The sequence below is a fragment of the Streptomyces sp. NPDC047315 genome (assembly GCF_040643215.1).
Classification (GTDB): domain Bacteria; phylum Actinomycetota; class Actinomycetes; order Streptomycetales; family Streptomycetaceae; genus Streptomyces.
This window is the reverse complement of record NZ_JBEYTZ010000007.1, coordinates 186,745-210,545: the sequence shown is the minus strand read 5'-3', so window position 1 is coordinate 210,545 and position 23,801 is coordinate 186,745. Positions and strand designations below refer to the sequence as shown.

24 protein-coding genes and 1 riboswitch are annotated in these 23,801 nt (G+C 72.0%); of the genes, 18 read left to right on the top strand and 6 right to left on the bottom strand.

Annotation, left to right across the window (positions count from 1 at the left end; all coding sequences use genetic code 11):
* Positions 1-35 precede the first annotated feature (35 nt).
* Positions 36-686 carry a class F sortase gene (locus ABZ842_RS10365; RefSeq protein WP_361534875.1) on the top strand — a complete coding sequence of 217 codons (651 nt, stop codon included), beginning with the start codon at positions 36-38 and terminating at the stop codon, positions 684-686.
* Here the strand turns inward: ABZ842_RS10365 and ABZ842_RS10360 are convergent.
* Entirely contained in the window at positions 671-2,128 is a 1,458-nt protein-coding gene (locus ABZ842_RS10360; RefSeq protein WP_361534872.1) for a tetratricopeptide repeat protein, read from the bottom strand. The two genes, ABZ842_RS10365 and ABZ842_RS10360, sit on opposite strands and share 16 nt — an antisense overlap.
* Before the next feature lie 97 nt (positions 2,129-2,225).
* Here ABZ842_RS10360 and ABZ842_RS10355 point away from each other — a divergent pair, with 97 nt between their 5' ends.
* Complete coding sequence (locus tag ABZ842_RS10355; RefSeq protein WP_361534869.1) at positions 2,226-3,653, top strand: FAD-linked oxidase C-terminal domain-containing protein; 1,428 nt, start codon at positions 2,226-2,228, stop codon at positions 3,651-3,653.
* A gap of 76 nt (positions 3,654-3,729) precedes the next feature.
* Here ABZ842_RS10355 and ABZ842_RS10350 read toward each other — a convergent pair whose 3' ends face one another.
* Positions 3,730-4,575 carry an NAD(P)H-binding protein gene (locus tag ABZ842_RS10350; RefSeq protein ID WP_361534866.1) on the bottom strand — a complete coding sequence of 282 codons (846 nt, stop codon included), beginning with the start codon at positions 4,573-4,575 and terminating at the stop codon, positions 3,730-3,732.
* Positions 4,576-4,657: 82 nt separating this feature from the next.
* Between ABZ842_RS10350 and ABZ842_RS10345 the strand changes: the two genes are divergently transcribed.
* Positions 4,658-5,656: an AraC family transcriptional regulator gene (locus ABZ842_RS10345; protein ID WP_361534863.1), complete on the top strand. Its 999-nt coding sequence runs from the start codon at positions 4,658-4,660 to the stop codon at positions 5,654-5,656.
* Between the two features lie 257 nt (positions 5,657-5,913).
* Entirely contained in the window at positions 5,914-6,309 is a 396-nt protein-coding gene (locus tag ABZ842_RS10340; RefSeq protein WP_361534860.1) for a VOC family protein, read from the top strand.
* 16 nt (positions 6,310-6,325) lie between these two features.
* Here the strand turns inward: ABZ842_RS10340 and ABZ842_RS10335 are convergent, their stop codons facing one another.
* Positions 6,326-6,811, bottom strand: a complete 486-nt coding sequence (locus tag ABZ842_RS10335; RefSeq protein WP_361534857.1) for an SsgA family sporulation/cell division regulator — start codon at positions 6,809-6,811, stop codon at positions 6,326-6,328.
* Between the two features lie 248 nt (positions 6,812-7,059).
* Here ABZ842_RS10335 and ABZ842_RS10330 point away from each other — a divergent pair, with 248 nt between their 5' ends.
* Together ABZ842_RS10330 and ABZ842_RS10325 are read left to right on the top strand one after the other, a co-directional pair.
* Positions 7,060-8,424: an RDD family protein gene (locus ABZ842_RS10330; RefSeq protein ID WP_361534854.1), complete on the top strand. Its 1,365-nt coding sequence runs from the start codon at positions 7,060-7,062 to the stop codon at positions 8,422-8,424.
* A gap of 125 nt (positions 8,425-8,549) precedes the next feature.
* Positions 8,550-9,356 (top strand): RDD family protein, encoded by an 807-nt coding sequence (locus tag ABZ842_RS10325; RefSeq protein ID WP_361534851.1) that lies wholly within the window; start codon positions 8,550-8,552, stop codon positions 9,354-9,356.
* 141 nt (positions 9,357-9,497) lie between these two features.
* Here ABZ842_RS10325 and ABZ842_RS10320 read toward each other — a convergent pair whose 3' ends face one another.
* Positions 9,498-9,785 (bottom strand): hypothetical protein, encoded by a 288-nt coding sequence (locus ABZ842_RS10320; protein WP_361534848.1) that lies wholly within the window; start codon positions 9,783-9,785, stop codon positions 9,498-9,500.
* A 386-nt stretch (positions 9,786-10,171) separates the two neighbouring features.
* Here ABZ842_RS10320 and ABZ842_RS10315 point away from each other — a divergent pair, with 386 nt between their 5' ends.
* Together ABZ842_RS10315 and ABZ842_RS10310 are read left to right on the top strand one after the other, a co-directional pair.
* Positions 10,172-12,658 (top strand): immune inhibitor A domain-containing protein, encoded by a 2,487-nt coding sequence (locus tag ABZ842_RS10315; protein WP_361534845.1) that lies wholly within the window; start codon positions 10,172-10,174, stop codon positions 12,656-12,658.
* A gap of 123 nt (positions 12,659-12,781) precedes the next feature.
* Positions 12,782-13,084, top strand: a complete 303-nt coding sequence (locus tag ABZ842_RS10310; RefSeq protein WP_361534842.1) for a hypothetical protein — start codon at positions 12,782-12,784, stop codon at positions 13,082-13,084.
* A 261-nt stretch (positions 13,085-13,345) separates the two neighbouring features.
* On the opposite strand, the gene ABZ842_RS10305 is transcribed toward ABZ842_RS10310, so the two are convergent.
* Complete coding sequence (locus ABZ842_RS10305; RefSeq protein WP_361534839.1) at positions 13,346-13,927, bottom strand: isochorismatase family protein; 582 nt, start codon at positions 13,925-13,927, stop codon at positions 13,346-13,348.
* A 198-nt stretch (positions 13,928-14,125) separates the two neighbouring features.
* Positions 14,126-15,454: a nicotinate phosphoribosyltransferase gene (locus ABZ842_RS10300; protein WP_361534836.1), complete on the bottom strand. Its 1,329-nt coding sequence runs from the start codon at positions 15,452-15,454 to the stop codon at positions 14,126-14,128.
* A 191-nt stretch (positions 15,455-15,645) separates the two neighbouring features.
* On the opposite strand from ABZ842_RS10300, the gene clpS reads away from it, so the two are divergent.
* The 10 genes from clpS (at position 15,646) to ABZ842_RS10250 (ending at position 23,657) form a co-directional block, all read left to right on the top strand.
* On the top strand, positions 15,646-15,960 hold the full coding sequence (gene clpS, locus ABZ842_RS10295) for an ATP-dependent Clp protease adapter ClpS (protein WP_361534833.1): 315 nt from the start codon (positions 15,646-15,648) through the stop codon (positions 15,958-15,960).
* The gene (locus tag ABZ842_RS10290) at positions 15,960-16,580 is read left to right on the top strand and encodes a DUF2017 domain-containing protein (RefSeq protein ID WP_361534830.1); all 621 of its coding nucleotides are present in this window, start codon (positions 15,960-15,962) and stop codon (positions 16,578-16,580) included. Before clpS ends, ABZ842_RS10290 begins: the two co-directional genes overlap by 1 nt.
* A 343-nt stretch (positions 16,581-16,923) precedes the next feature.
* Positions 16,924-18,381, top strand: a complete 1,458-nt coding sequence (locus tag ABZ842_RS10285) for an amino acid permease (protein WP_361534827.1) — start codon at positions 16,924-16,926, stop codon at positions 18,379-18,381.
* A gap of 118 nt (positions 18,382-18,499) precedes the next feature.
* Positions 18,500-18,922: a M67 family metallopeptidase gene (locus ABZ842_RS10280; RefSeq protein WP_361534823.1), complete on the top strand. Its 423-nt coding sequence runs from the start codon at positions 18,500-18,502 to the stop codon at positions 18,920-18,922.
* Between the two features lie 35 nt (positions 18,923-18,957).
* Positions 18,958-19,120, top strand: a riboswitch (cobalamin riboswitch).
* Positions 19,121-19,153: 33 nt separating this feature from the next.
* Entirely contained in the window at positions 19,154-20,164 is a 1,011-nt protein-coding gene (locus ABZ842_RS10275; RefSeq protein WP_361534820.1) for an ABC transporter substrate-binding protein, read from the top strand.
* 125 nt (positions 20,165-20,289) lie between these two features.
* The gene (locus ABZ842_RS10270; protein ID WP_361535167.1) at positions 20,290-21,279 is read left to right on the top strand and encodes an iron ABC transporter permease; all 990 of its coding nucleotides are present in this window, start codon (positions 20,290-20,292) and stop codon (positions 21,277-21,279) included.
* Positions 21,276-22,085 carry an ABC transporter ATP-binding protein gene (locus tag ABZ842_RS10265; protein ID WP_361534817.1) on the top strand — a complete coding sequence of 270 codons (810 nt, stop codon included), beginning with the start codon at positions 21,276-21,278 and terminating at the stop codon, positions 22,083-22,085. The genes ABZ842_RS10270 and ABZ842_RS10265 overlap by 4 nt, the downstream gene beginning before the upstream one ends.
* Positions 22,086-22,169: 84 nt before the next feature.
* Positions 22,170-22,274, top strand: a complete 105-nt coding sequence (locus ABZ842_RS10260; RefSeq protein ID WP_361534814.1) for a putative leader peptide — start codon at positions 22,170-22,172, stop codon at positions 22,272-22,274.
* Positions 22,275-22,413: 139 nt separating this feature from the next.
* On the top strand, positions 22,414-22,701 hold the full coding sequence (locus ABZ842_RS10255) for a MoaD/ThiS family protein (RefSeq protein ID WP_361534811.1): 288 nt from the start codon (positions 22,414-22,416) through the stop codon (positions 22,699-22,701).
* A gap of 5 nt (positions 22,702-22,706) precedes the next feature.
* Entirely contained in the window at positions 22,707-23,657 is a 951-nt protein-coding gene (locus tag ABZ842_RS10250; protein WP_361534808.1) for a cysteine synthase, read from the top strand.
* Positions 23,658-23,801 lie beyond the last annotated feature (144 nt).

Genomic DNA, 23,801 nt, shown 5'->3' with positions numbered 1-23,801 from the left:
CGGCCCCGTCGCGGTCACCCCTCTTGGAGCTTCACATGCGTCACGCAGTCTTCTCCCGCCTTGCGGCCCTCGCGCTCGGTCTGCTGGTGGTCGTCGGGTGTTCGGGGGACGGAGACGGGGTCCGGGACGAGGGCGGCGGGCGCGTCGCCGGGTCCAGTACGTCGGTCGGCACCGAGGCCCGGCCGGAGCGCCGGTCAGAGCCCCGGTCCACGGACCCGTCCACGGCCTCGTCCACGAAGGCGTCCGTCGCCGAACCCGTACACGTCGCCATCCCCTCCATCGGGGTCAGCAGCGACCTGATGAAGCTCGGGCTCAACGCCGACCAGACCGTCGAAGTGCCGCCCGCCGAGAAGGGGATGACCGCCGGGTGGTACACCGGCGGGGCCGTGCCCGGGCAGCGCGGGCCCGGGGTCGTCATCGGGCACAACGACACCAAGTACGGGCCCGCCGTCTTCCACGACCTCAAGAAGCTCGCGAAGGGCGCGAAGATCGAGGTGCGCGACGCCCGCGGGACGACCCGCACCTTCACGGTCACCGGCACCGAGACCGTGAAGAAGACCGCGTTCCCCACCCAGCGCGTCTACGGGCCGACCTCCGGCCCCGAACTGCGACTCGTCACCTGCGACGGGGAGTTCGACGCCGAAGGGCACCCCGTGGACAACCTGATCGTCTACGCCACCCTCTGACCCGTCCCGGTGCGGCGCTGCTGGCCCGCCGGCGTGCCGCCCGAGCCGCCCTGACCCTCGCGACCCGTCAACTTGCGCGGACCGCCCTCGGGCGGCTCGCCCAGCGCCGTGAGCGCCGACCGGGCGGCCGGGGCCAGCAGCGGGGAGAAGGACGGGTTCGTGCGCAGGGCCTCGCCGATGTGGCGGCGGGCCGCCCCGTACATGCCGAGGGAGCGCTCGATCTCGCCCCGGTGGTACGCGAAGAGCGCACTGCGCGGCCCGTCCTTCATCGCCTTCACCAACTGCGGCAGCCCCTCCTTCGACCGCCCCGCCCTGTGCAGCGCCCACGCCAGCGCGTCCGCCGTCTCCGGGCTGCGCCGGCCCCGGTCCCACTCGGCCCGCAGCATGCGCACCGCCTCCGCCGGGTCCCCGTGGTCGGCCTCGTAGCGGCCCAGCGTGAGCTGGACGTTCACCCCCTGCGCCGCGGCCCGCTCCCCGGCGGCGCGCACCTGCCCGTAGAAGGCCGTCGCCTCCGCGTCGAGGTCCAGGGACTGCGCCAACTCGCCCGCCTCCAGGGCGTACTCCGGCAGCGCCGCCTTCGTCAGCGCGGCGCGGTAGTCGCGCAGCGCCTCGTCCGTGCGGCCGACGGCGGCGAGGGCCCGGGCCCGGGAGGCGAGCGCCGGATGCAGGTCGGGGGCGAGCCGCAGCGCCGCGTCGTAGCTGCCGACCGCCTCCTCCGGCTCCCCCCGCTCCCACGACAACTCGCCGAGTCGCCACAGCGCGTGCGCCCGCTCCGTGGCCCCGCGCGCCGCGCCGACCGCGTCGTACGCGCTCGCCGCCGCGTCCTCGCGCCAGCCGCGGTCGCGGTACACCCGGGCCGCCAGACTGCGCGCCTGCGCCCCGTCGTACAGGCTCTGCACCGACTCCAGCGACTTCTCGGCCGCCTTGTGGTCCCCGAGCCCGCTGTACGCGTCGACCAGCGCGCGGTGCACGGTCCAGCGCCGCGGCTTCTGCTTGCGCGCCAGCGTCGCGTACTCCTTCGCCGCGACGAAGTCGTTGCGGGCGCCCGCGAGCACGGCGAGCCCCAGCAGCGCGTCGGTGTTGCCGCGCTCGCCCGGGAGCGCCGCGAGGGACCGTTTCAGCGCCTGCTCGGCCTTGCCGTACGCCGACCAGTCCGCGGCTCGCACCGCCCGCTCCGTGTACGCGGAGCCCAGCGCCGCCCACGACGCCTCGTCCTTCGGGTGCCCCTTGAGCCACGTGCGCCGGTCCGCGATCAGCGCGTCCAGCTCCGGCACCGAAGCGGGCGCGCCCGCCAGCACCGCCGTCTCGGCGCGCGCGAGGGGGCCGGGCAGCGGCGGCGGGCCCTGCCGGCCCGTGCCGGGGAAGGCCAGCACCACTCCGGTGATCAGCGTCGCGACGACCAGCGTGCCGACCGCGACGTTCTTCGCAGCTTCGCCCTTCATGACGATCACTGTGCGGCAGTACGCGTACGGTACGACGATCATCCAGGTGGGCGGGGTACGGGTTCACACCGATGGCCGCCGGTGCGAGGCTGGAGGCATGGACGCTGGACGCACGGACGACCTCCTCGACCGACCGAGCGGTGCCGGCCTCGACGGCCCTGCCGACCTCCTGCGCAGGCTGCGCGCCGGGCTGCCCGCCGAAGCCCTGATCACCGACCCCGACGTCACCGTTTCCTACGGACGGGACATGGCGAGCTTCTGTGCCGCCGGCACGCCCGCCGTCGTCGTCCTGCCGCGCACCGTGGAGCAGGTGCAGCACGTGCTGCGCACCGCTACCGAGCTGCGCGTCCCCGTCGTCCCGCAGGGCGCCCGCACGGGCCTGTCGGGCGCGGCGAACGCCACGGACGGCTGCATCGTGCTGTCGCTGGTCAAGATGGACCGCATCCTGGAGATCAGCCCGGTCGACCGGATCGCCGTCGTGGAGCCGGGCGTGGTGAACGCCGTGCTGTCGCGCGCGGTGGAGGAGCGCGGACTTTACTACCCGCCCGACCCCTCCAGCTGGGAGACCTGCACCATCGGCGGGAACATCGGCACCGCGTCCGGCGGCCTGTGCTGCGTCAAGTACGGGGTGACCGCGGAGTACGTACTCGGCCTGGACGTCGTCCTCGCCGACGGCCGACTGCTCACCACCGGCCGGCGTACCGCGAAGGGCGTCGCCGGCTACGACCTGACCCGGCTGTTCGTGGGCTCCGAGGGCAGTTTGGGGGTGGTCGTGAAGGCGGTGCTGGCGCTGAAGCCCAAGCCGCCGCGGCAGTTGGTGCTCGCGGCCGAGTTCCCGAGCGCGGCGGCGGCCTGCGACGCCATCTGCGCGATCATGGAGCGCGGGCACGCGCCGTCGCTGCTGGAGCTGATGGACGCCACGACCATCCGCGCCGTCAACGCGCTCGGCCGGATGGGGCTGCCGGAAACCACCGAGGCGCTGCTGCTGGCCGCGTTCGACACCCCCGACCCGACGGCGGACCTGGCCGCGGTCGGCGAGCTGTGCACGGCCGCCGGCGCCACCGGGGTCGTACCGGCCGACACCGTCGCCGAGTCCGAACTCCTCCTCAAGGCCCGGCGGACGGCGCTGACCGCACTGGAGGCCGTGAAGTCGGCGACGATGATCGACGACGTGTGCGTCCCGCGCTCCCGGCTGGGCGCGATGATCGACGGGACGGCGGCGATCGCCGAGAAGCACGGGCTGACGATCGGCGTCTGCGCCCACGCCGGCGACGGCAACACCCACCCCGTCGTCTGCTTCGACCACACGGATGCGGACGAGACCCGGCGCGCCCGCGAGTCGTTCGACGAGATCATGGCGCTCGGGCTGGAACTCGGCGGCACGATCACGGGGGAGCACGGGGTCGGGGTGCTGAAGAAGGAGTGGCTGGCGCGGGAGTTGGGGCCGGTGGGGGTGGAGTTGCAGCGCGGCATCAAGCGGACCTTCGACCCACTGGGCATCCTGAACCCCGGCAAGGTCTTCTGACGCCCGTATGCGTTTGCCGGCCGCCGACGTGGCAGGTCGTTCCCCCGGGCCCGCCCCGACCCGCCACGGGCGTCGATCAGCTCCAGGCGCCGGCCGCCGCCGCGTCCGCGGCGAACGCGGCGAAGTCGCGCGGCTGCCGCCCCAGCGCCTCCTGCACCCCGGTGGACAGGTGCGCGTCCAGACCGCGCCGCACCGGCGAGAGGATCTCCACGTACGCCTCGGCGTCCTCCGGAGACCACCCCTGCGCCGTCATCTCGGCTACGAAGTCCGCCGGCGGCACCGGCACGTAGCGCACCGTGCGCCCCGAAGCCGCGGAGATCTCCGCGGCCACCTCGCCCAGGCTCAGCGCCCCCGGCCCGGACAGCTCGTACGTGCGTCCCGCGTGCCCGTCCTCGGTGAGCGCGGCCACCGCGACCGCCGCGATGTCCTCCGCGTCCACGAACGACGCCGCACCGTCCTCGCCGGGCAGCTTGAGCTCGCCCGAGCGCACCGCGTCCAGGAAGAACCCCTCGCTGAAGTTCTGCGCGAACCACCCCGGCCGCAGCACGGTCCACTCCGCCGAGCGCGCCGACCGGATCGCCGCCTCGCCGTCGACGTGGGTCCGCGCCGCCGGCTGCGAGTGGTCCATGTACCCCGGCAGGTCGACCCCGCGCCCCGACAACAGGACGATCCGACGCACCCCGCGCTCCTCGGCGCGCGCCACGAACGGCCGGGTGAGCAGAGCGCCGTCGAGCGGTACGAGATAGACGGCGTCGACGCCGTCGAGGGCTGCGTCCCAGGTCGCGGGGGACTCCCAGGCGAAGCGCGGGTCGGCGGAGCGCGAACCGATCCGGACGACGTGCCCGAGCTCCTTCAGCCGGCGGGCGACGCGGCGGCCGGTGGTGCCCGTACCGCCGAGGACGAGGATGTCGTGCTGTGTCATGCCCCCAGTGAATCCGGCCGGCGGAAGACGCTCCATGGCTCAGCAGCTCGTATCCATGTCTCAGCGTCTACGCTCTCTTGTCATGGCGACGAGCGCGACGAGTGCGACGAGCGCGACGAGTGCGGACGCGGGTGCGGACGCGGGTGTGGACGTCCTGGCCGAACTGCTGGACGGGGTGCGGGCGCGCGGTGCGCTCTTCCGGTGCGCCTGCGTGGACGGGCCGTGGTCCCTGCGGTTCGCCGGCGGCACACCGCTGACGCTGGTGACGATGGTGCGCGGCCGGGGCTGGCTCCTGCCCGACGGCGGCGAACCCGTGGCCGTCGAGGAGGGCGCGGTCGCGGTGGTGCGCGGCCGGGCGCCGTACACGGTCGCCGACGAACCGGGCGCCGCGCCGAGGACCCTGGTGACCGCCGCGGCCTACTGTCCCCCGCCCGGCGGCGACGGCATCGACGTGCTGGCCGGCACACCCGTCCCGAACGCCGCGCCCGAGCCCGCGGCGATGCTGCTCAGCGGGGTGTACGAGGCCCGCGGCAGCGTCAGCGACCGGCTGCTGCGCGCCCTGCCCGACGTCCTCGTCGTCCCCGGCGCACAGTGCGGCCACCCGCTGCTGGAACTGCTCGCCCAGGAGATCGCGACGACCCGCCCCGGCCGCCGCACCGTGCTCGACCGCCTCCTCGACCTGATGCTGCTCGCGGCCCTGCGCGCCTGGTTCGACCGCCCCGGGGCCCAGTCGCCGCCGTGGTACCGCGCCTGGGACCACCCCATGGTCGGCCCGGCCCTACGGCTGCTCCACGACGACCCCGCCCGCCGCTGGACCGTCGCCGACCTCGCCGCCCGCACCGGCGTCTCCCGCGCCGCGCTCGCCCGCCACTTCACCGCGGAGGTCGGCGAACCCCCCATGGCGTACCTGGCGTCCTGGCGCGTCGACACCGCCGCCGATCTGCTGCTGACCACGGACGACACCGTGGAGGCCGTCGCCCGTCGGGTCGGGTACGCCAACGCGTTCGCCCTGAGCGTCGCGTTCAAACGCCTGCGCGGCATCGCCCCGGCCGCCCACCGCGCCGCGCATCGCTCGCCGTAGTCCCGACTCAGGCCGCGTCCGTAGCGTCCCGCGCGTCCCTGCGCCTCTGGACGTAGCCGCCGTGGCTCTGCGGGGGCGTTGGTCTCCACCGGCCGGTGGTGGGCTGTTCGCGCAGGGACTGCACGGGCACGACCTAAGCCCCGTCCCGCCCCCGGGCGGACCGGGGCCCTAGGGCCAATGCCCGATGGCTGCGCCGCGCCCCGCGCTCCTACCGTTGAAGCACGACCACGCAACAGCGAGAAGAAGAAGGAGCAGCCATGTCCGCGCGTTTGGACCACACCGTCGTCTTCAGCAAGGACCGCTTCCGGGGAGCCCGCTTCCTCGCCGAACTGATCGAGACGCCGGAACCGCAGGCCGTCGGCCCGTTCGCCGCCCTGCAATTGGAGGACGGCCCGACGCTCGACTACTACGACACTGACGGCGACGTCACCATGCAGCACCTCGCCTTCCGCGTTCCCGACGACCTCTTCGAGCGCATCCTCGCCAAGGTGTCCGAGCGCGAACTGCCGTACTGGAGCGACCCGGTGCACCGGGACCCCGGCAACACCTATCTGATCCACGGCAGTCGCGGCTTCTACGTCGAGGACCCGGACGGCCACAACCTGGAGTTCCTGACCGCACCCGACGGGGAACGCGACGGCGCGGCCTCCTGAGGACGCCCCGCGCCCGTCAGGCATCGCCGTCCCGCGGCTCACCGTCCGCCGGCGCCCCGTGCCGGCCGCCCCCCGCGCGGCCGTCGGCCGGATGGTGGGCCAGCAGTCCGGCGATCCCGTCGTCGATCCCGAGGTTCTCCGACTCCTCCCCGGGCGGCACCACCCGCAGCGTCCGCTCCAACCACGCCGACACCGGCGCGGACGGCGCTTCGAGCAACGCGTCCCCGTCCGGCGAACTGAGCGCCATCAGCACCACGTTCCGCCCGTCGGCCTTGGTCGGCCAGATCCGTACGTCCCCGTGCCCGCACGGCCGGAAGACCCCCTCCACCAGCAACTCCCGCGCGAAGGTCCACATCACCGGACTCTCCGAGCCGATGTGGAACGTGACGTGCACGGCGTACGGGTCGTCGGAGCGGTAGGACAGCCGAGCGGGCACGGTGACGCTCCGCTCCGGGGACAGCACCAGCCGGAGTTCCAGTTCGCGTTCCACCACGGAGTGCATGTTCTCTCCCTCGTCGTCGGGGCCCCGGTTCGGGCCCACACAGGAGGGAGCGGGTTGCCGCCCGACTCTTACGCGACTTCGATAAGTTTTTTTTCGCCGACCCGCGCACCCGTCGTCCGCCGGCGCCGCGGACGGCGCGGGACACACCGGATGGTGGTCGTTACCGCAGGACAGACGCGGGGGTGTGCAAGCGTCTGGTACATGTGGTGGGTTGAACGAGGCTCGCGAGGAGATACGGGACCACGGTGATGAGCGCCCCAACCCCGAACGACGGCGACGGCAGTCCTGCGCCCGGGTACTACCCCGACCCGTCCATTCCTGGATACGTCCGGTATTGGAACGGTGCGTCCTGGGTGCCCGGTACGAGCCGGCCCGCACCCAAGGAGGAACAGACGACGGCGGCGGCGCCCGAGCCCGCCGCTCCGCTTCCTCCTCCTGCCCCTCCCGCTCCCTCCGCTCCTGCTGCGCCGGCCGCGCCGGTCGGCGGGGCGGGGGACGGCGCGGCGGGGCCGTCGGCGGTCGAGGAGACCGGGCCGGTGTTCTTGGACGAGGACCCCGTGGAGGAGCTGGAGGAGCCCCCGCGGCCGGAGCCGGCAAGCGCGTGGCAGGCGGACTCCTCGCGGCAGAGCGGCTTCCAGGGCTCACAGGGCGGGGTGGCCTGGGGCGGTGCCGGTGCTGGTGCTGGTCCCGGGGCGGATCCGCGGATTCCGGAGCAGGGCGGGGACCCCACGGGCGGGGCGCTGCCCGGGGTGCGGTCCGCCGGTGCGGGCAGGCGGCCGGAGGCCGCGGCCGGCGATGAGCGGCCCGCCGAGCGGCCCGTGCCGGACAGCACGGTGACCATTCGTGCCGTACGACCCAGGGCCGCGCAGCCGTCGAACCCGCAGCCCGCCGCGCAGCCGCAGCCGCTGCCCCCGGTCCAGCCGCAGGCGCCGGTGCAGCCCCAGGTCCCCGAGCAGGCCCAGCCCCAGGCCCAGGCCCTGCCGCCGGTGACCGACGGGCCCGGCGGCGGCTCGGCGTCCTGGGCCCAGCAGGTGCACCAACTCGCCCAGGACGGCGACGCCGAACCGGCCGTCGTGCCCTGGAAGCCGCCGGTCAACGACCCCTTCCTGGCCATCGCGCAGGCCCAGGCCGCCGCCCGCCCAGCGCCGCTCGGCCGACGGATCGCCGCCCGGCTGATCGACAGCGTGCTCCTGGGCGGAGTCCTCGGCGCGATCGCCTTCCCGCTGGTCACCAGCGCCCTCGACCACGTCGACGAGAAGATCGCGGCGGCGAAGCAGTCCGGCGAGACGGTCACCGTCTGGCTCCTGGACGGGACCACGGCGGTCCAGTTCGGCATCGTCCTCGCCGCGTTCCTGGTCCTCGGCGCCCTGTACGAGGCGCTGCCGACGGCCAAGTGGGGGCACACGCTCGGCAAGAAGCTGCTCGGCATCTCCGTGGTGGACATCGAGTCGCACGAGCCGCCGGCGTTCGGAGCGGCGCTGCGGCGCTGGCTCGTGTACGGAGTGCTCGGGCTCGTCGTCGTCGGCGTGGTGAACGTCCTGTGGTGCCTCGTCGACCGGCCCTGGCGCCAGTGCTGGCACGACAAGCTGGCGCACACGTTCGTACGCAGCTGAGGCCGGGGCTGACGCCGGAGCAGGGGCCGGGGCTGCGGCCGGGCGGCTGAGCGCGCATCAGCCGGGTTCCCCCGAACGGCGTGCGTCCTTTTGCGGGGGTCCCGGCCGCGGGTTGCACTGCCCACATGAGCAACGACCAGCCGCCGCCCCCCGGAGACGACCCGTTCCGCAAGCAGCCGCCTGAGCCGAGCGGTCCGGGCGGGCCAGGAGGCGGCGGCGAACCGCCGCCCCCGCCGCCTCCGCAGGGACCCCCGCCCGGCTCCCCGTACGGGCCGGGTCAGGGCGGCGGCCCGTACGGCGGTGCCGGGCAGGGCGGTCCGTACGGCAGCAGCGCGGGCGGCACCCCGCCGCCGGGCGGCCCGTACGACCAGGGGCCCTACGGCGGCGGCGGCCCGTACGGCGGGGCCCCCGACCCCCTCGCCGGCATGCCACCGCTCGCCGACTTCGGCCGGCGCTTCGCGGCCCGCGTCATCGACGCGCTGATCATCTTCGTACCGCTCTTCGTGATCTCCCTGCTGGTCGGCTGGGGCACCAACTCCGACGACAACTGGGACGACGTCGCCAACCAGGTGAACACCGGCCGCCAGTGGCTCTGGTCGCTGATCGCACTGGTCGCGTACGTCGCCTACGACACCCTGATGGTCAAGAAGAGCGGCCAGACCGTGGGCAAGCGGCTGCTGAAGCTGCGGGTCGCGATGCTCAGCGACGGCAGCACCCCGGACGCGGGGGCGTCGCTGATCCGCGCGGCCGTCCTGTGGGTGCCGGCGCTGGTCTGCTGCTTCTGTCTGTGGTGGATCGTCATCATCATCACGATCCTGGTCGACAAGCCGTACCGGCAGGGGCTGCACGACAAGGCGGCCAAGACCGTGGTGGTGACGGTGCCCGAGGGCCCGCCGACACCACCGTCCGACGGCACCGGCACAAACGCCTGACGCCTCAACTGGCGTCGCCGTCCCCTGGACGCATCCGCCGTTTCCCTGCGGGAGCGTTGGTCTCCACCGGCCCGCCTTGGGCTTGTCGCAGACGCCATGACCGCATACGTGCCACGGCGCCATCGCGCCTGCAGACAGGGCCTAGCGGGCCCGGGAGTCCGCGCCCGCTCCTACGCGGGGGCGCGTGGGCGCCGCCGCCGCGGCAGACCGCGGCGCCGCAGTGCCATCGGCACCGCGCGCACGGGCGCCCCGCACCGCCCGCCCCATCGGCAGCGCGGCGCACACCAGCAGTCCGAGGGCCATGGAGGCCACGCCGATGGCGGCCACCCCGAGGGCGTGTGAGGTGCGGGTGAAGAGCAGGAGGGCGAGGGCCGAGAAGACGACGGTCGCCGAACCGGAGGCGAGCTGTGCGGCAGTCGGACGCGGCATCACGGTTTCCATCCTCTACAGATGGGGGAAACAGGTCGGGGGGTGTCGCTCAACGCGGTCGCACTGTCAAGTGACTCTACGGTGCTGGATGCCCGGGGGGAATCGGCGATAAGCGTGACGTCCTGCACGCCGCCGGTGCACGGGGGGCGCACAGGTTCATGCGCCCCGTCCGTCGGTCGATCGGATGCGCCCACCACGACCGGCCACCGTCCGGATATCGGAACCTGGCCTGCACATAGTGCAGTTGGTGTGTCCAAGTCAAGGTCTTGGTTTTCTCTCGCACCTACGGTCGAATGCCGTCACTTGAGACGCGACCCCGCTCCCGGACCGCCCCACCACACCCACTGGATCCGGGGCACCGGGGCGCGGGGGAGGACTTTCCACACGTGACCACCAAGAGCACGGGCAGACGCACCGGCACGGGCACCGGCGGACGTACCGGCAGACGCACCTTCAGGGCGTCCGCGGTCTTCGTCGCGCTCGCCGCGACCACCGCGGCGGCGTCGGCCTTCACCACCGCCCAGGCGGAGGACCGGGCGCCCCGGCCGACCGCCGCCGGGGCAGCCGCCGCGGCCGGCGCCGTCGAACGACACGACCCGGCACCGCAGCGGGACCACGTGGAGCACGACCTCGACGGCCCGTTCAGCAAGCAGCAGGAGGCGCAGCGCGCCAGCGCCCTGGAAGCCGTGATGGCCGGCGACAAGACCGTGGAGAAGCGCGGCGCTTCCAAGGTCGTCAAGCTCGACAAGGGGAAGTACGTCGAGTTGGGCCGGGAGAAGACCGACAAGATCTTCACCATCCTGGTGGAGTTCGGCGACAAGGTCGACGGCACGACGACGTACGACCCGGACGGCCCGGAGGGTCCCCAGCAGCCGATCACCAAGTACGGCGGCACCCCCGGCCCGGCCCACAACGCGATCAAGCAGCCGGACCGCACCAAGGACAACGCCACCGACTGGAAGGCGGACTACAACCGCCAGCACTTCCAGGACCTCTACTTCGGCAGCGGCAAGGACGCCAAGGGCAAGCCCAAGCAGTCCGTGAAGACGTACTTCGAGAAGGCGTCGTCGGGCCGCTACTCGGTGGAGGGCACCGTCTCCGACTGGGTCAAGGTCGAGTACAACGAGGCCCGCTACGGCTCCAACTACTGCGGCGAGAACAACTGCGAGAACGTCTGGGACGCGGTCCGCGACGGCGTGAACGCATGGGTGGCCGACCAGAAGGCGAAGGGCCGCACGGACGAGCAGATCGTCGCCGACCTCAAGCAGTACGACGTCTGGGACCGCTACGACTTCGACAACGACGGCGACTTCAACGAGCCGGACGGCTACATCGACCACTTCCAGTTCGTGCACGCCGGCGAGGACGAGTCCGCCGGCGGCGGCGCACAGGGCACGGACGCCATCTGGGCGCACCGCTGGTACGCGTACGGCACCGACAACGGCAGCACCGGCCCCGCGAACAACAAGGCCGGCGGCGCCCAGATCGGCAACACCGGCATCTGGGTGGGCGACTACACCGTCCAGCCCGAGAACGGCGGCCTCGGCGTCTTCGCCCACGAGTACGGCCACGACCTCGGACTGCCGGACCTGTACGACTACTCGGGGCGCGGCGAGAACTCCACCGGCTACTGGAGCCTGATGTCCTCCGGCTCGTGGCTGGGCCGCGGGCAGGGCGCCATCGGCGACCTGCCCGGCGACATGACCGCCTGGGACAAGCTGCAACTCGGCTGGCTCAACTACACCAAGGCCAGAGCGGCGACGGACTCCACCCACACCCTCGGGGTCTCCGCGTACAACACCAAGCGGCCCCAGGCGCTGGTCGTCGAGCTGCCGAAGAAGCCGGGCACCACGCCGGTCGTGAAGCCGGCGGAGGGCAACCTCCAGTGGTGGAGCGACATGGGCGACGACCTGCGCAACACCCTGACCCGCAGCGTCGACCTCACGGGCAAGTCCACCGCGTCGCTGGAGCTTTCGGCCTGGTGGCAGATCGAGCGGGGCTACGACTACCTCTACACCGAGGTCTCCACGGACGGCGGCGCGAACTGGACGCCGATCGACGGCACCGCGGGCGGCAAGCCGATCACCCGTGACTCCAGCGGCAAGCCCGCGCTGACCGGCCGCTCCGGCGCGCACGCGGCGCTGGCGTACCCGCTGGACGCGTACGCCGGCAAGAAGATCGACCTCCGCTTCCAGTACCGCACGGACGGCGCGACCGCGGAGAAGGGCTTCACCGCGGACGCGATCACGATCAAGGCGGACGGCGCGGCGCTGGTCACCGACGGCGCGGAGAACGGCGACGCGGGCTGGACCGCGAAGGGCTTCGGCCGCATCGGGGAGTCCTTCACCAAGGACTACGAGCAGTACTACATCGCCGAGAACCGGCAGTACGTCTCGTACGACAAGGGCCTGCAGGTCGGCCCGTACAACTTCGGCTTCAACGCGCCCCTGAACCGCTGGGTCGAGCACTACCCGTACCAGAACGGCCTGATGATCTGGCTCTGGGACACCTTCCAGCGGGACAACAACACCGGCGTCCACCCCGGCACCGGTCAGATCCTGCCGATTGACGCGAATCCCGAGCCGTTGAAGTGGGCGGACGGTAGCGTGATCCGCAACCGCATCCAGGCGTTCGACGCGACGTTCACGACGCGTCCGTACGACGGCTTCACCCTGCACAACGCGGGCGTCCCGACCAAGATCCCGGCGAAGCCGGGGCGGGGCGTCTTCGACGACCGCAAGGGCACCTACTGGTACGCGGAGAACCCCACGGGAAGCGTGAAGGTAACTGACACCAACACCAAGATCTCGATCGTGAAGGAGCCCCGGAGCGGTGAAACGATCACCGTGAAGGTTGGTCCGTCGACCAAGTAATTGGTGAAATAGCAGGTCAGAGCTTGATCGGCCGTTGCCCCCTGGCGGGCGACGGCCGATCGTGTTTAGGTGCGTGATGACCGACCCTTATTGACACACCGATCCACGGGGGAGTGTTGCAGCATGTCCGGCGGAGGTTTCAGCAAGCTGCCGAACGGCACCGTCGTCGTCGCCGTGAGCCTGCCGAGTCCACTGGGTGACGGCAGCCCGGCGCGATACCTGGTGCACGCGGGGAACCGGGCGCGGGCGCTGACGCGACTGCGGAATCTCGGGCTGCGGTCGGTGTATCTGCGGGGGAACGCGGAGCCGCCGACGCCGGACGAGATCACGGCGGTGCTCCACCACCCCGACGGCCTCCTCTGGCGCCTCCAGGCCCCCACCCCACCGGGCCTCTGGCACCCCTTCCGCTTCCGCGCGAGTGCGTGACAATTCAGCCCCTCCGGCAGAAATCAGCCCCGCCGGCGTTTGAGGCGGTTGGAGTGCCCGCACACTCGGCGGGCCTGGGCAGCAGAAATCAGCCCCGCCGGCGATTGAGGCGCGGGGTTCGGGGCGGAGCCCCGACGGAGGGGCGGGTGCATTCGGGCGCCCCGGGCCTCGGAGACCCGGCTCGCTCGCAGAGCGCGGCTACATCGTCGGGGGCCAGCCCCCGAACCCCCGCTCCTCAAACGCCGGAGGGGCTGGTTTTGCTCACGCCACCGGGGTGCCGGTGAGGGTGATGCCGGCGGTGCGGAGTTCGGGGAGGACGCGGGCGGTGCGGTCCTTGGAGACCGCGGCCGTCAGGTCCAGCAGAACCCGCGTGGCGAAACCTTCCCTCACCGCATCCAAGGCAGTCGCCCGCACACAGTGATCCGTCGCGATCCCCACCACGTCCACCTCCGTCACACCCTGCCCCCGCAACCACGCGGCCAGCCCCGTGCCGTTCTCGTCCGCGCCCTCGAAGCCGCTGTACGCCGCCGCGTACGCACCCTTGTCGAACACCGCGTCGATCGCCCCGGACGCGATCGCGGGCGCGAAGTTCGGATGGAAGCCCGCGCCCTCCGTGCCGGCGACGCAGTGGACGGGCCAGGACGTCTCGTAGTCGGGGGTGTCCGAGAAGTGGTCGCCGGGGTCCACGTGGTGGTCGCGGGTGGCCACCACGTGGCGGTAGCCCGCGCCCTCCCCGATCATCTCGGTGATCGCCGCCGCGACCTCCGCACCCCCGGCCACCGCGAGGCTGCCGCCCTCGCAGAAGTCGTTCTGGACGTCGACGACGATCAAGGCGCGGTGCATGGCGGGTGTCCTTCTGGGGTCGAGGGTGGGGGCGGTGCCGCCCGAGCCTAGGTACTCGGGCCGTCGCACGGGAGGGGCGTACGCACAGGTCCACGGGATCCACACGGCCGGCACCGGCGCGGTCGCCCTTCCCGAAGGAAGCGTCCCCGCACCGCCCGGCCCCACACGTCACCCGCCCCGGGTTTCACGCGCGTGCACTCACGCGTACTCCGTCGGCAGCACCGGCTCGCCGCGCGAGAGCTGCGTCGCGGACAGCGGGAGCGCCGCCAGGGCCGCCCGGTGGCGGTCCCGGGGAACGTCCAGGGGTTCGCGGGCCACGACCTGGCCGCCGCGGACCAGCTCGACCAGGAGCTGGTCGGCCGCGAGGCGGTCCGGCACCGGGCCGGTGCCCAGCACCTCCGCCTCAGCGACGCCGTCCGCGTCGCGCCGGCGCGCCGCCCACTTGCGACCGCCCACGGACGTCTTCGCGCCGAGCGACTTCTTCGCCACCGGCTCCAGCGGGGCGTCCGGCTCGGTCGAGCGGGCGCGGGCGACGAGCTTGTAGACCATGGAGCAGGTGGGGTGCCCGCTGCCGGTGACCAGCTGGGTGCCGACGCCGTACGCGTCCACCGGCGCCGCCGCCAGCGAGGCGATCGCGTACTCGTCCAGGTCGGAGGTGACCGTGATCTGGGTGTTCCGGGCGCCCAGCTCGTCCAACTGCTGCCGGACGCGGTGCGCGACCAGCAGCAGGTCGCCGGAGTCGATGCGCACCGCGCCCAGCTCGGGACCGGCGATCTCCACGGCGGTGCGGACGGCCTCGGCCACGTCGTAGGTGTCCACCAGCAGGGTGGTGGAGCGGCCCAGCGAGTCGACCTGCGCCCGGAAGGCGTCGCGCTCGCTGTCGTGCAGCAGGGTGAAGGCGTGCGCGCTGGTGCCGACCGTGGGGATGCCGTAGCGGAAGCCGGCCGCCAGGTCCGACGTCGAGTCGAAGCCGCCGACGTACGCCGCGCGGGACGCGGCCACCGCGGCGAGTTCGTGGGTGCGCCGCGCGCCCATCTCGATCAGCCGCCGCCCGCCGGCCGCGGTGGACATCCGGGAGGCCGCCGCCGCGATGGCCGAGTCGTGGTTGAGGATGGAGAGGATCACCGTCTCCAGCAGGACGCACTCGGCGAAGGTGCCCTCGACCCGCAGGATCGGGGAGCCGGGGAAGTACGCCTCGCCCTCGGGGTAGCCCCACACGTCACCGCGGAAGCGGTACGACGCCAGCCAGTCGAGCGTCGCCGCGTCCACGATCTCCTGCTCGCGCAGGAAGGCCAGCACGCCCTCGTCGAAGCGGAAGTTCTCCACGGCGTCCAGCACCCGGCCGGTGCCGGCGACGACGCCGTAGCGCCGCCCCTCGGGCAGCCGGCGGGTGAAGACCTCGAAGACGGAGCGACGGTGTGCGGTGCCCGCCCGTAGGGCCGCCTGCAGCATCGTGAACTCGTACTGGTCGGTGAAGAGGGCGGTGGAGGGCACATCGACCGGTAGCCCCAGGTCAGAGGGGTTCACAGGACTCGACCTCACGCTTTCGTCAGCTTCTTCAGCATTTGTCGGCACTTGGCAGTACTCGTTGCCGGAGTGGCGGGGATCCACGAGCCGATCCAAGCTCGATCCGGCCATGGCCAGGATGCTACCCCACATTTCGTCAGAGTGACGAAATGGGATGCCCGTTTGTGCGATCCGTCGCCGTGAGTGGCAGCATGGATCAGGTGAGTGTTGCCCCCACTGAGATCGAACGCCCCGAGTCGGCGGAGCAGAGCTTCGCCGTCCCCGAGCCCGACGTGCCGTGGGTCACGCTCGTCCACAACGACCCGGTCAATCTGATGAGCTACGTCACCTATGTCTTCCAGGCGTACTTCGGATACTCCAAGGACAAGGCGCGCAAACTGATGCTCGACGTCCACCACAAGGGACGCGCCGTCGTCTCCAGCGGTACCCGCGAGGAGATGGAACGCGACGTCCAGGCGATGCACGGCTACGGCCTGTGGGCCACCCTGACCCAGGACCGCGGCTGATGCCGGGACACTTCGAGCCGCTGCCCGGCGGCGGTGCGGCCATCGCGCTCGACGACGTCGAGGTCTCCATCCTGCGCTCCCTCGCGGTCCAACTGATGGAGTTGATAGGGCCCGGTGACGAGCCGGTCGAGGGCGAGGACCCGCTGGCCGCGCTGTTCGCCGAAGGGCCGAGCGAGCCGCCCGCCGACCCGGCGCTGGCCCGGCTGTTCCCGGACGCCTACCGGGGCCCGACGACGCAGCCCAAGAGCGCCGCAGAGGACGAGGAACTGACCGCCTCCTCCGCCGAGTTCCGCCGCTTCACCGAGAACGACCTACGCACCGGCAAGCGGGAGAACGCCTTCGCCGTGGTCCGCGCCCTGGACGGGCTCGACGCGGCGGGCGACGCCGGTGCGGTCCTGGAGCTGACGCCGGACGACGCCCGATGCTGGCTCGGCGCGCTCAACGACCTGCGGCTGACCATCGGCACCCGGCTGGAGATCACGGACGACGAGGGCGCCGAGGGTGACCCGACCGGCGGGCTGTACCAGTTGCCGGACTCCGATCCGCGCAAACCGATGGTCATGGCGTACCTCTGGCTCGGGGTGCTCCAGGAGACCCTCGTCGAGACCCTGATGCCCTGACCGTCCTCGCCGCCCGCGCACTCGACCGTCCGTTCGGTCGTTCGCTCAACGGACGCTCAAATCCGAATAACGTTTCCGTCACCGCCCCGGGGTGCTTTGCCGCTCCGGGGCGCGTTTTGTCCGGTTCTCGCTGTGCAGTGCGCCACAATCGGCCCGATCGATCTTCGTCGCCAGCGTGATAGATCTTCACGACCGCCAGGGGCGCCACCCATGCCCCCGGTGGCGCTTGTACCGGCGGATCGCCGGTGGCACTCCATCCACATCCGGGGGGATCAGGAACCGGTCCGCAGCCGCACGCCGGGGGGCGGGCGACTCGGATCGGCATGGAGAAAGGGCGCACCACATGACGTCGGTGCAGATCGACGACAAGCACGACGGGCCGAGCGGACCGCCGCAGGGAACCGCCGCCGAGGACCAGGGTTACCACCGCGGACTCGGGGCCCGGCAGATCCAGATGATCGCCATCGGCGGTGCCATCGGCACCGGCCTCTTCCTCGGCGCCGGCAAGGGCATCTCCAAGGCCGGGCCCAGCCTCATCCTCGCCTACGCCATCGCGGGCGTGGTCATCTTCTTCATCATGCGGGCGCTCGGCGAACTGCTGATGTACCGCCCGGTCTCGGGGTCCTTCTCCGAGTACGCGCGCGAGTTCGTCGGCCCCTTCGCGGGCTTCGCCACCGGCTGGACGTACTGGCTGTTCTGGGTCGTCACCGGAATGACCGAGGTCACCGCCGCGGCCGAGTACATGACGTACTGGTTCGACATCCCGCAGTGGATCTCGGCCCTCGCCTTCACGATCGTCCTCTACCTGGCGAACCTGATCTCCGTGAAGCTCTTCGGGGAAATAGAGTTCTGGTTCTCCATGATCAAGGTCACCGCCATCGTCGGCATGATCCTGATCTGCGTCGGCATCCTCACCATCGGTTTCTCCGACGCCGGCGACACCGCCTCCGTCACCCTGCTGTGGGACGACGGCGGCTTCTTCCCCAAGGGCATCGGCGGCACCCTGATGACCCTCCAGATCGTGATGTTCGCCTTCCTCGCGGTCGAGCTGGTCGGTGTCACCGCCGGGGAGTCCAAGGACCCGGAGAAGAACCTCCCCAAGGCGATCAACACCGTGCCGTGGCGCATCGCCGTCTTCTACGTCGGCGCGCTGATCATGATCCTGTCGGTGGTCTCCTGGACCACCTTCGAGCCCGGCGTCTCGCCGTTCGTCGCCGCCTTCGACCAGATGGGCCTGCAGATCGGCGCCGGCATCGTCAACTTCGTGGTGCTCACCGCGGCGCTGTCGTCCTGCAACTCCGGGATGTACTCCACCGGCCGGATGCTGCGCGACCTCGCGCTCAACAGCCAGGGCCCGAAGGCCTTCACCAAGCTCACGCGGCGGGGCACCCCGTTGATCGGGACGACCTTCTCCGCCGGTCTGATGCTGATCGGCGTCTGGATCAACTACCAGTGGCCCGGCGACGCCTTCCACAAGATCGTCTCGTTCGCCACCATCTCCGGCATGTGGGCGTGGGTCATGATCCTGGTCAGCCACATCCTCTACCGGTCCAAGGTGGCCAAGGGCGAGGCCCCGGCCTCCCCCTTCAAGGCCCCCGGCGCGCCCTGGACGAGCTGGTTCGCGCTCGCGTTCATCGGCATGGTGATCGTGCTGATGGGCATCGACGAGGACGCCCGGATCTCGCTGTACGCGGCGCCGGTGTGGGCGCTGGTGCTGGGGGTGTCGTACCTGGTGCTGCGGGCGAAGAACCCGCAGGGCGCAGCCTTCACCAAGCGCAAGCGGACCACCGAGGACGTCTGACCCTCCACGACTGGCCTTCCACGACTGGCCGTCCACGATGTGGAACGGGGCCGGTCCGTACCCGACGGGGTGCGGACCGGCCCTTCCGTCATTCGGACGGGCGCATATCCTGATCGACATGCTGACCCTCACACAGGCCCTGTACGACCGGATCGTCGCGCACGCCCGTGCCGATCACCCCGACGAGGCCTGCGGCGTGGTCGCCGGCCCCGAGGGCAGCGGGCGACCCGAGCGCTTCATCCCCATGCTGAACGCGGCCCGTTCGCCCACCTTCTACGAATTCGACTCGGCGGACCTGCTGAAGCTCTACCGCGAGATGGACGACAACGGCGAGGAGCCGGTGATCGTCTACCACTCGCACACCGCGACCGAGGCGTACCCCTCCCGCACGGACGTCAGCTACGCCAGCGAGCCGGGCGCGCACTACGTCCTCGTCTCCACCGCCGACACCGACGACGCCGGGCCGTTCCAGTTCCGCTCGTTCCGGATCGTGGACGGCGAGATCACCGAGGAAGAGGTCCAGGTCGTTCCCACCTACTGACCTCGGTGCCGAACTGACCTGGTATTCCTAGACCTCGACAACAGAACACGGGCGGTGGGCCCCAGGAAGCCGGTGAGAGTCCGGCGCGGTCCCGCCACTGTGAGTGGAACGTTTCCCTCGCGCCGCACCGAGGACGGTGCGGCGCGGTGACACGTTCCATTAGCCAGGAACTGACTTGCCGCCCTTCTCCCACACCCAGGGGACGTGGAAATCCCCGGAGGAGGCTCACACATGTCCCGGCAGCCCCGGAAGCACCAGCCGGCCAGGCGCCGTCGCGCGCTCGTCGCCGCCACCGCCCTGCTCCCGCTCGCCCTCACGGCCACGGCCTGTTCGACCACCCCCGAACCCGACACCAAGGCCGGGCGCGCACCCGCCGCCGGATTCCCGTACACCGTCGACAACTGCGGCGTGAAGACCACCTACGACGCGCCCCCGAAGCGGGCCGTCGCCATGAACCAGCACGTCACCGAGATCATGCTGGCGCTGGGCCTGGAGAAGTCCCTCGTCGGCACCGCCTACCTCGACGACGCGGTCCTGCCGGAGTACCGCAAGGCGTACGAGTCGATCCCCGTGGTGGCCAAGGAGTACCCCTCCAAGGAGAAGCTCCTCTCCGTCAACCCGGACTTCGTGTACGGCGGCTACGGCAGCGCCTTCGACGCCAAGGACGGCCGCACCCGCGACGACCTGAAGAAGGCGGGCATCGACACCCGGCTGAACCTGGAGTACTGCACCAAGCAGCGCACCACCATGGACGACGTGTACCGCGAGGTCGACGAGGTCGCCCGCACCTTCGGCGTCGGCGACCGCGGGCAGAAGTGGATAGCCGACGCCCGCGCCGCCGTCGCGAAGGCCGAGGGCGAGCGCACGAAGGACGCGGCCCCGGTGCCCGTCTTCGTCTACGACAGCGGCGACAAGACCGCCTTCACCGTCGGCGGCAAGGGCATCGGCAACGAACTGATCAGCCGTGCCGGCGGAAAGAACGTCTTCGCCGACATCGACAAGAGCTTCGGCGACGCGAGCTGGGAGCAGGTCGTGGCCCGCAAGCCGGAGATCATCGTGATCTACGACTACGGCGCCACGTCGGTGGAGCAGAAGAAGCAGCGGCTGCTGAAGGACCCGGCGCTCAAGGACGTGCCGGCCGTCAAGAACAAGAAGTTCGCCGTCCTGCCGCTCTCCGACGCCGTCGTCGGCGTCCGCGCGCCGGACGCGATCGCCAAGCTGGCCCCGCAACTCGCCCGGTGACGGGGGCGCAGCCCGTGAAGGACGTGACCGCGGGCCCGCCGCAGGGCCCGCCCGCCGCAGCGACCCCGAAGACGGACGTCGCGCCGGAGCCGGCGGCCGGGACCTCCCGGCTCCGCTTCGGCGCGGTGGTGACCGGCCTGCTGCTGGCCCTGGCTGCCGCCGTGGTCGCGGCCCTCGCCCTCGGATCCGTACGCGTACCGCCCCGGGACGTCGTCGCGGCCCTGCTGCCCGGCGCGGAACCCAGCCCGCTGCGGACCGTCGTCGTCGACGTGCGGCTGCCCCGCGTCGTGCTCGGCGCCCTCGTCGGCGCCGGGCTCGGTGTCGTCGGCGTGGTGCTCCAGGCCCTGGTGCGCAACCGGCTCGCCGACCCCTTCCTGCTCGGGATCTCCTCCGGCGCGTCCACCGGCGCGGTCGTCGTGCTCACCCTCGGCATCGGCGTCACGACCGCCGTCGCCCTGCCCGCCGGCGCCTTCGTCGGGGCACTGGCCGCCATGGTCCTCGTGTACGCGCTGGCGCGCCGCGGCGGTTCGATGACCGGCACCCGGCTCGTCCTCGCCGGGGTCACCATCAGCTACGTCTTCACCGCCCTCACCACGCTCGTCCTCGTTGCCTCCTCCCGGCCCGAGCACTTCCGCGAAGCGCTGTTCTGGTCGCTCGGCGGCCTCGGCAGCGCCCGCTGGGACAGCCTGTGGCTGCCCGCCCTCGTCATCGCGCTGGCCCTGCCGCTGCTGCTGGCGCTCGCCCGCCCGCTGGACCTGCTGCTCGTCGGCGAGGAGGGCGCGACCGTGCTCGGCCTGGACGTGGCGCGCTTCCGGGCCGCCGTCTTCGTCCTCGTCTCGCTGGTCACCGCGGTCATGGTCGCCGCGAGCGGAGCCGTCGGCTTCATCGGGCTGATGGTCCCGCACGCCGCCCGGCTCCTGGTCGGCGCTGCCCACCGGGCACTGCTGCCGGTCGCTGCGCTGTGCGGCGCCGTCGCCCTCGTCGTCGCCGACCTCGGCGCCCGCACCCTCGTCGCCCCGCAGGACGTGCCCGTCGGGGTGCTCACGGCGCTGATCGGCGGACCGCTGTTCCTGTGGCTGATGCGCTCCCGCTACCGGGAAGGAGCCCCGGCATGACCGACGCGACCGCACCTGCACCCGCACAAGGCGTCGCGGGGGAGGGGCTGACCGTACGGAACCTGTCGTACTCCGTCGAAGGACGCACCCTCCTCGCCGACGTCGACCTCGACGCCCGCCCCGGCGAGACGGTCGGGCTCGTCGGCCCCAACGGCAGCGGCAAGACGACCCTGCTGCGCTGCGTCTACGGCACGCTGCGCCCCACCGCCGGCCGGATCCGCCTCGACGCCGACGACCTCGTCGCCCTCCCGCCCAAGGCACGCGCCCGGCGGGTGGCGACCGTGCCGCAGGAGAGCCGGCCCGAGTTCGAGCTGACGGTCCGCGAGATCGTCCTGATGGGGCGCGCCCCGCACAAGCGCTTCTGGGAGGCGGACACCGCCGAGGACGGCCGCAGCGTGGACGCGGCGCTCGCCCGGCTCGGCATCGCCGACCTGGCCGGGCGGGCGTTCCCCTCGCTCTCCGGCGGCGAGCGCCAACGCGCCCTGGTGGCCCGCGCGCTGGTGCAGCGCCCCGAACTCCTCGTCCTCGACGAACCCACCAACCACCTGGACATCCGGTACCAGTTGGACATCCTCGGGCTGATCCGGGAGCTGAACACCACCAGCGTGCTGGCCCTGCACGACCTCAACCTCGCCGCGTACTACTGCGACCGGCTGTACGTGCTCAGCGGCGGCCGGGTCGTCGCCGCCGGCCCGCCCGGCGAGGTCCTGACCCCGCATTTGCTCGCCGAGGTCTACGGGGTGAAGGCCGAGGTCGCGGTCCATCCGGGCACCGGCGCACCCGTCGTCACCTACCTCCCCGGCTGATCGTTGCCCACGTAGTGGGCGGTTGGCGTCCGGTATGCGAGATCACATTCCGGCCCTGGGGGCGGGAATCGATACGATGACCGCATGGTTCTCCACGACGTGCGCGACAAGACGCCGGGCGGCACTGTGCTGCTCGTGGCGCGGCTGCACGTCGACCTGTGTCGCCTCGCCAGCGCGATCTGTACCTGAGCGCGTCCGCACCCGATCGTCGGGCCTGCGCCCGCCGGCCCCACGATCACTGGAACGCCCGCCCCACCGCGCGGAGGACGAGCCGCGTCCGACGCCCCGCGCGCCACCGCCTCAACGACTGTCGACTGGAGTCCACACCATGGCCATCGAGGTCCGCATTCCGACCATCCTCCGCACCTACACCGACGGTGCCAAGGCCGTCGAGGGCAACGGGACCACCCTCGCCGAACTCTTCGCCGACCTCGAAACCCGCCACGCGGGCATCCAGGACCGCATCGTGGACAAGGCGAACGGCGACCAGCTGCGCCGCTTCGTGAACGTCTACCTCAACGACGAGGACGTCCGCTTCCTGGACGGCATCTCGACCAAGCTCTCCGACGGCGACAGCGTCACCATCCTGCCGGCCGTCGCCGGCGGAATGCGCTGAGCCCGATGCGCTACGACTCCCCGCTCGCGGCCGTCGGCAACACCCCGCTGGTGCACCTGCCGCGGCTGTCGCCGTCCGACGAGGTCCGGATCTGGGCCAAGCTGGAGGACCGCAACCCCACCGGCTCGATCAAGGACCGCCCCGCGCTCCACATGATCGAGCAGGCGGAGAAGGACGGCCGCCTCACCCCGGGCTGCACGATCCTGGAGCCCACGTCCGGGAACACCGGCATCTCGCTGGCCATGGCGGCGAAGCTCAAGGGCTACCGCATCGTCTGCGTGATGCCGGAGAACACGAGCGAGGAGCGGCGCCAGCTGCTGGCCATGTGGGGCGCGGAGATCGTGCCGTCCCCTGCGGCCGGCGGCTCCAACACCGCGGTACGGGTCGCCAAGGAGCTGGCGGCGCAGAACCCCACGTGGGTGATGCTCTACCAGTACGGCAACCCCGCGAACGCCGGCGCGCACTACGCCACCACCGGCCCCGAGATCCTGGCGGACCTCCCCTCGGTCACCCACTTCGTGGCGGGCCTGGGGACCACGGGCACGCTGATGGGCGTCGGCCGCTACCTGCGCGAGCACGTGCCGGACGTGAGCATCGTCGCGGCGGAGCCGCGGTACGACGACCTCGTCTACGGGCTGCGGAACCTGGAGGAGGGCTTCGTCCCCGAGCTGTACGACGCGTCCGTCCTGACCACCCGCTTCTCGGTGGGCTCCGCGGACGCGGTGGCCCGCACCCGGGAACTCCTCCAGCAGGAGGGCATCTTCGCGGGCATCTCGACGGGTGCGGCGCTGCACGCGGCGATCGGGGTGGCGAAGAAGGCGGTGCAGGCGGGGCGGGGTGCGGACGTCGTGTTCGTCGTCGCCGACGGGGGTTGGAAGTACCTGTCGACGGGCGTGTACACGGCACCGACGACTGAGGCGGCGATCGAAACCCTCCGTGGCCAACTCTGGGCGTAGCCCGCCCCCGCGGCCGGGCCGCACCCACGCTTCTCTGCGGCCCGGCGGCGGCCTGCTCGCGCAGTTCCGCGCCCCCTGACACTCCCGCCCTTTCGCCTGGGACCGATTGGCCTCTGCGAACAGCCCACCACCGGTCCGCAGTGT